At 65.8% G+C, this 6,299-nt stretch carries 7 protein-coding genes; 3 read left to right on the top strand and 4 right to left on the bottom strand.

What is annotated here, in order from left to right; translation table 11 throughout:
- Positions 1-337: 337 nt before the first annotated feature.
- Positions 338-1,606 carry a phosphoglycerate kinase gene (locus I2C21_RS12000; RefSeq protein WP_186963447.1) on the bottom strand — a complete coding sequence of 423 codons (1,269 nt, stop codon included), beginning with the start codon at positions 1,604-1,606 and terminating at the stop codon, positions 338-340.
- Between the two features lie 70 nt (positions 1,607-1,676).
- Entirely contained in the window at positions 1,677-2,162 is a 486-nt protein-coding gene (locus tag I2C21_RS11995) for a TrmH family RNA methyltransferase (RefSeq protein ID WP_101691815.1), read from the bottom strand.
- Between the two features lie 242 nt (positions 2,163-2,404).
- Between I2C21_RS11995 and proB the strand changes: the two genes are divergently transcribed.
- The 3 genes from proB to I2C21_RS11980 all read left to right on the top strand — a co-directional run bounded on the left by proB (position 2,405) and on the right by I2C21_RS11980 (position 5,028).
- Complete coding sequence (gene proB / locus I2C21_RS11990) at positions 2,405-3,217, top strand: glutamate 5-kinase (RefSeq protein WP_101691814.1); 813 nt, start codon at positions 2,405-2,407, stop codon at positions 3,215-3,217.
- Between the two features lie 66 nt (positions 3,218-3,283).
- A complete protein-coding gene (locus tag I2C21_RS11985) occupies positions 3,284-4,531 on the top strand; it encodes a glutamate-5-semialdehyde dehydrogenase (protein ID WP_193538639.1) in 1,248 nt (415 codons plus the stop codon).
- Positions 4,532-4,635: 104 nt separating this feature from the next.
- Positions 4,636-5,028, top strand: coding sequence for a hypothetical protein (locus I2C21_RS11980; protein WP_195279378.1), 393 nt, complete (start codon positions 4,636-4,638; stop codon positions 5,026-5,028).
- Between the two features lie 56 nt (positions 5,029-5,084).
- Here the strand turns inward: I2C21_RS11980 and I2C21_RS11975 are convergent, their stop codons facing one another.
- Both I2C21_RS11975 and I2C21_RS11970 read right to left on the bottom strand, forming a co-directional pair.
- A complete protein-coding gene (locus I2C21_RS11975) occupies positions 5,085-5,654 on the bottom strand; it encodes a chromate transporter (protein WP_195279377.1) in 570 nt (189 codons plus the stop codon).
- A complete protein-coding gene (locus I2C21_RS11970; protein ID WP_101691810.1) occupies positions 5,651-6,247 on the bottom strand; it encodes a chromate transporter in 597 nt (198 codons plus the stop codon). Before I2C21_RS11970 ends, I2C21_RS11975 begins: the two co-directional genes overlap by 4 nt.
- Between the last annotated feature and the right edge of the window lie 52 nt (positions 6,248-6,299).

Here is a 6,299-nt window from a genome sequence, read left to right as displayed (position 1 = left end):
TCCAGCAGGCAGGCCACGCCGGGCGTCGTCGCCGCAAAGTCCGCTTCCTCCGTTTCCCGCTTTATGCGGAAAACTCCGTCCGCTCCCTTGTGGCTCCTCTCCCCATGTGACCCGCTCCGCTGGGCTCACATGGGGCCCCCCGGGAGCTGCCCGGCACGAAACTTTCTTACTTGTCCAGCAGGCAGGCCACGCCGGGCGTCGTCGCCGCAAAGTCCGCTTCCTCCGTTTCCCGCTTTATGCGGAAAACTCCGTCCGCTCCCTTGCGGCTCCTCTCCCCATGTGACCCGCTCCGCTGGGCTCACATGGGGCCCCCCGGGAGCTGCCCGGCACGGGGTTCTTACTTATCCAGCAGGCAGGCCACGCCGGGCAGCTCCTTGCCCTCCATGAACTCGAGGCTGGCGCCGCCGCCGGTGGAGATGTGGGTCATCTTGTCGGCATAGCCCAGCTGCTGCACAGCGGCCGCGGAGTCGCCGCCGCCGATGATGGTGATGGCGCTGCTCTTGCTGAGGGCCTCAGCCACGGCCTTGGTGCCGGCGGCGAAGGCGGGGAACTCAAAGACGCCCATGGGGCCGTTCCAAATGACGGTGCCGGCGTCCTTCACAGCCTCGGCGTAGGCGGCGATGGCCTTGGGGCCGATGTCCATACCCATGCAGTCGTCCGGGATGTTCATGCTGTCCACGGTGATGGGCTCGGCCTCCGCGGAGAACTCCTTGGCGCACACGGTGTCCTCGGGCAGGAGGAGCTTGACGCCCTTGTCCTTGGCCTTCTTCATCATGTCGTTGCAGTAATCCAGCCAGTCGGCCTCCAGCAGGGACTTGCCCACGGAGCCGCCCTGGGCCTTCAGGAAGGTGTAGGTCATGCCGCCGCCGATGATGATGGTATCGGCGATCTCCAGCAGGTTGTTGATGACGCCGATCTTGGAGGATACCTTGGAGCCGCCCAGGATGGCCACCAGGGGACGCTTGGGATTGGCCAGGGCGCCGCCGATGATCTCCAGCTCCTTCTGGATCAGGAAGCCGCTGACGGCGGGCAGATAGTCGGCCACACCGGCAGTGGAGGCGTGGGCGCGGTGGACGGCGCCGAAGGCGTCGGACACATAGACCTCAGCCATGGAGGCCATGGCCTTGGCCAGGGCGGGGTCGTTCTTGGTCTCGCCCTTCTCGAAGCGGGTGTTCTCCAGCAGGAGGATCTGGCCGGGCTGAAGGGCGGCGGCCTTGGCCTGGGCGTCGGGGCCCACCACGTCGGAGGCCATGATGACCTCGCGGCCCAGCAGCTCGCTCAGGCGCTTGGCCACCGGGGCCAGGGAGAGCTTTGCCAGGGACTTCTTCCACGCCTCCTCGGTGAGGGTGGCGGGGTCCTTGCCCTTCTCGGTCTGCTTCTTCACAAAGGAGTCGAAGGTGGCGTTGGGCTTGCCCAGGTGGGAGCAGGCGATGACGGCCGCGCCCTCCTCCAGGAGGTAGCGGATGGTGGGCAGGGCGGCCACGATGCGCTTGTCGTCGGTGATGGCGCCGGTGGTCTTGTCCTGAGGTACGTTAAAGTCACAGCGGAGAAGGACCTTCTTGCCCTTGACGTCGATGTCCTTCACAGTCTTTTTGTTGTAGTTCATAGGTGTCTGGCTCCTTTCATGTTGACCGGTAACGCTCTGTGCGAAAGGGGACGCGACCCGGGCCGCGCCGTTACTCGCTGGCCATCTCCCCCGCTGTCTCCAGCCCGGGGAAACCCCACTGCCGCAGGGCCTCAAAGGCCAGGATGGCCGCGGAGTTGGACAGGTTGAGGCAACGCGCCCCCTCCCGGATGGGGATGCGGATGCACCGCTGGGCATACTGCTCCCGCAGCGCCTGGGGAAGCCCCGTGCTCTCCTTGCCGAAGAGCAGATAGCAGTCGGGCTGGAAGCGCACCTCCGTATAGGGGCGGCTTGCCTTGGCGGTGGCCAGCCAGATGTCCTGGGCGCCGGTGCGCTGGAAGAAGTCGTCCAGGTTCTCGTATACGTGCAGATCCACCATATGCCAGTAGTCCAGTCCCGCCCGCTTGACGGCCTTGTCACTGATGTCAAAGCCCAGGGGCTTGATGAGATGCAGCCGGCTCCGGGTGGCCGCGCAGGTGCGGGCGATGTTGCCCGTGTTCATATGGATCTCCGGCTCGACCAGTACCAGATTGAGCACAAAACCACCTCATTTTCAGGGATTTCCCATCCGTTTGTCGGAGGTTATTGTACTCCATTTTCGGGTAAATTTCAATAACAAAACCTCCGAAAAGGGCGGCTAAATTTGCGCTTTTGTCCCAAAGTACACCAAAAACCGCCGACTGGAAAGTTTAGCTTTCCCCTATGGTACTTTTGTGCTATACTTGCCTTACCCTTCACTGCCTTTCGGGGGCAGTATCTCATCGAGGAGCGTGACTCTCTTTGGACGAACAACATCAAACCCGGCGCGTGGTGGTCAAGGTTGGCACTTCCACCCTCACCCGCTCCACCGGAAGCCTGAACCTGTACAGTATGGAGCGCCTCTCCCGCACCCTGTCCGACCTGAAGGGGATGGGGCATGAGATCATCCTGGTCTCCTCCGGCGCCATCGGCATCGGCACTGGAAAGCTGGGCCTGAAAGAGCGGCCCGCCGAGCTTCGCATGAAGCAGGCCGCCGCCGCCATCGGCCAGTGCGAGATGATGCACCTCTACGACAAATTTTTCGGGGAGTATAACCAGAACGTGGCCCAGATCCTCCTCACCGGAGACGATGTGGAGGACCCGATCCGGGCCGCCCACCTCTCCAGCACCTTCTCCGCCCTGCTGGAGCTGGGGTGCATCCCCATCGTGAACGAGAACGACTCGGTCTCCTCGGCCGAGATCGAGACCGGCCACGCCAAGGTGCTGGGCGACAACGACACCCTCTCGGCCATCGTGGCCGGGCTGTGTAAGGCCGATCTTCTCATCCTGCTCTCCGACATCGACGGACTGTACGACTCCGACCCCCACCAGAACCCGGACGCCAAGCTCATCCACCGGGTGGAGGCCATCACCCCCGAGATCCAGGCCCTGGCCGGGGGCAAGGGCTCCAAGTGGGGCACCGGCGGCATGGTCACCAAGATCACCGCCGCCCAGCGGGCCATGTCCCACGGCATCGACATGGTCATCGCCAACGGCAGCCGGATGGAGGACCTCTACGGCATCGTGGCCGGAGAGGACATCGGCACCCGGTTCTGCGCGCCCCGGCGGGACTAAAACCCTCCGTCCCGCTCTAGTTTGTACGGGGCCATCTGTTTTTATCAAAAAAAGGAGTGAAGTGATATGACCATTCTGGAGACACAGGGTCTGGCCGCCCGCCAGGCCGCCCGCGTACTGGCCGTGGCGGGGAGCGCCCGGAAGGACGCTGCCCTGGAGGCCATCGCCGCCGCCCTGGAGCGGCGCTCCGGCGAGATCCTCGCCGCCAACCAGCGGGATCTGGAGGCCGCACGGGCCGCCGGGATGCGCCCGGCCCTGCTGGACCGCCTGGCCCTGGACGAGGGGCGTGTGGCCGGCATCGTGGATGGGGTGCGCCAGGTGAAGTCCCTGCCCGATCCCATCGGCCAGACCGTGAAGATGGGCGTGCGCCCCAACGGGCTGACCATCGGCAAGCGCCGGGTGCCTCTGGGGGTCATCGGCATCATCTATGAGGCCCGCCCCAACGTCACGGTGGACGCCGCCGCCCTCTGCCTCAAGTCGGGCAACGCGGTCATCCTCCGGGGCGGGAAGGAGGCCTTCCACTCCAGCTCGGCCATGGTGGCCGTCATGCGGGACGCTCTGGAGGAGGCCGGGCTTCCCCGGGACTGCGTGGCCCTGGTGAATGACACCAGCCGGGAGAGCGCCCAGGAGCTCATGAACCTGACGGGCTATCTGGATGTGCTCATCCCCCGCGGCGGCGCGGGGCTCATCCGCTCGGTGGTGGAGCACGCCCGGGTACCGGTCATCCAGACCGGCGTGGGCGTCTGCCACATCTATGTGGACGGAGAGGCCGACCTGGACATGGCCGCGCGCATCCTCTTCAACGCCAAGTGCTCCCGCCCCTCGGTGTGCAACGCCGCCGAGTGCGTGCTGGTGGACCGGTCGGTGGCCGCCGACTTCCTCCCCATGGCGTGGGAGCTGCTGCGGACCAAGCAGGTGGAGGTACGGGGCTGTGACGAGACCCGTGCCATCCTGGGGGACTGGGTGCGCCCCGCGGTCGCCGAGGACTGGGACACGGAGTTCGGCGACTACATTCTGGCCTGCAAGGTGGTCTCCGGCGTGGAGGAGGCCATGGACTTCATCGCCGCCCACGGCACCGGCCACTCGGAGGCCATCGTCACCAACAACTATTTCACCGCCCAGCGCTTCCTGGACGAGGTGGACGCGGCGGCGGTCTATGTCAACGCCTCCACCCGCTTCACCGACGGCGGGGAGTTCGGCCTGGGGGCTGAGATCGGCATCTCCACCCAGAAGATGCACGCCCGGGGCCCCATGGGCCTGGAGGAGCTCACCTCCTCCAAATACGTCATCTACGGCACCGGTCAGACCCGGTGAGCATAGAATGGAGCGTCCGCACCCTGCGGGCGCTCCTCTTTTTCGCGGACGGTACATACGCGCAGAGACTGCCGTATGAATGACTGGAATGCGAGGTGCGGCAAATGGACGCCACTTTTTCCCAGGCGAGTGTGACCCTTCCCCTCCAGCTGGAGGGAAGCGACGCGGTGGGCTGCGACCTGCCCCCCTTCTCCCCAGGGGACGGGGGCCGGGTGCTCTCGGTCACCCTTCACCTCTCCGGCGTGCTGCCCGACCGCCAGGTGGCGGCCGCCATCGCGCTGGAGGAGCTGGACAGAGCGGGAAATCCCTTTCCCAGGGGCCTGCGTACCCTTCTTCTCCCGCCTCAGCCGGGCCCCGGCCGGGCGGAGGTAGAGGGGCCGGCGGTGCGCTTTGTTCTCCCCGCCGAGCTGGACCTGAATCCGGACGGCCCCCGCCGCCTGGTCCTCCGGGCCGACGCCCACTATGTGGAGCGGGGGGAGAGCTCCCTCCTCCCCTGAGGGGAGACAAACGGGCCGCCGTAGAGGGTTTCCTCCGCGGCGGCCCGCTGTTTCGTTTAAAATTGGAAGAGGACGCCCACCACCGCCGAGGCGGCGATGAAGACGATGGGGTGGAGCTTCTTGAGGTGCTTTTCCCGCATGCAGAGGAAGATCACCACGGCCAGCACGATGGCCTTCCAGTGGAAGGCGCTCCCCACCGCGCCCCCAAACAGGGCGGAGAGGTCCACCAGCGCGATGGAGCACACCTCCAGCAGGGCCGCGGCGATGAGGGCGGTAGAGGCCGGACGCAGGCCGTAAAAGACCGCGTCCACCCCCCGGCTCTGCCGGAAGCGCCGGAGGAACCGGGCAATGATGAGGATCACCAGGATGGAGGGGCAGATCAGTCCCAGGGTTGCGATCACGCCCCCCGGGATGCCCCCCACGTGGAAACCCACATAGGTGGCCATGTTGACCCCCATGGCCCCGGGGGTGGACTCGGAGATGGCGATCATGTCGGCCAGCTCTCCGGAGGTGAACCACCCGGTCCGGGCCCCCATGTCGGTGAGGAAGGGGATGGTGGCGAGGCCTCCGCCCACCGAGAAGAGTCCGGTCTGGAAGAACTCGAAGAAGAGGCGCAGATAGATCATGCCTTCTCCCCTCCTCTCGCCGCACGGATGCACACGCCGGCCGTTCCCGCGCCCACCACCAGCACGATGGGGGAGAGCAGGAAGTCGATCACATTTCCCCCGGGGAACCGCCCGGTAAAGGTGACAAAGGTGCCCAGCGCCGCCAGCACCAGCACCACCGCGAAGAGGACGGCGGTGGGCCGGTCCACCACGGTGCTCTTGCGCAGCTTGAGCACGCTGGAGAGGATCAGGGCGCACACGCAGGCCCGCACGCCGTTGAAGGCGTGGACCACCACGCTCAGATGGGCGAAATTCTGAAGGAATGCCGCGATGAGCATGATGATGATGATGCAGGGAAAGACCAGCCCCAGGGTGGCCACCACTCCGCCGGCGTTGCCCTTCCGGCTGTGGCCCACGAAGGTGGCGGTGTTGACCGCGATGATGCCGGGTGTGCACTGGCCGATGGCGAAGTAGTCGGAGAGCTGCTCCTCCGTGGCCCACCCCCGCTTCTCCACCAGCTCCCGCTGGAGGATGGGCAGCATGGCGTAGCCGCCGCCAAAGGTACACACGCCGATTTTGGCAAAGGTCCAGAACAGATCCAGATAGGTATGCATGGGAATCACCACTCTCTTGTGAAATGAAAGGGACGGGGCGCCGTCCCCCGGA

The sequence above is a fragment of the Clostridium sp. J1101437_171009_A5 genome, from assembly GCF_015547905.1.
GTDB lineage: Bacteria > Bacillota > Clostridia > Oscillospirales > Oscillospiraceae > Pseudoflavonifractor_A > Pseudoflavonifractor_A gallinarum.
This window is presented reverse-complemented; position numbering and strand designations above follow the sequence as displayed.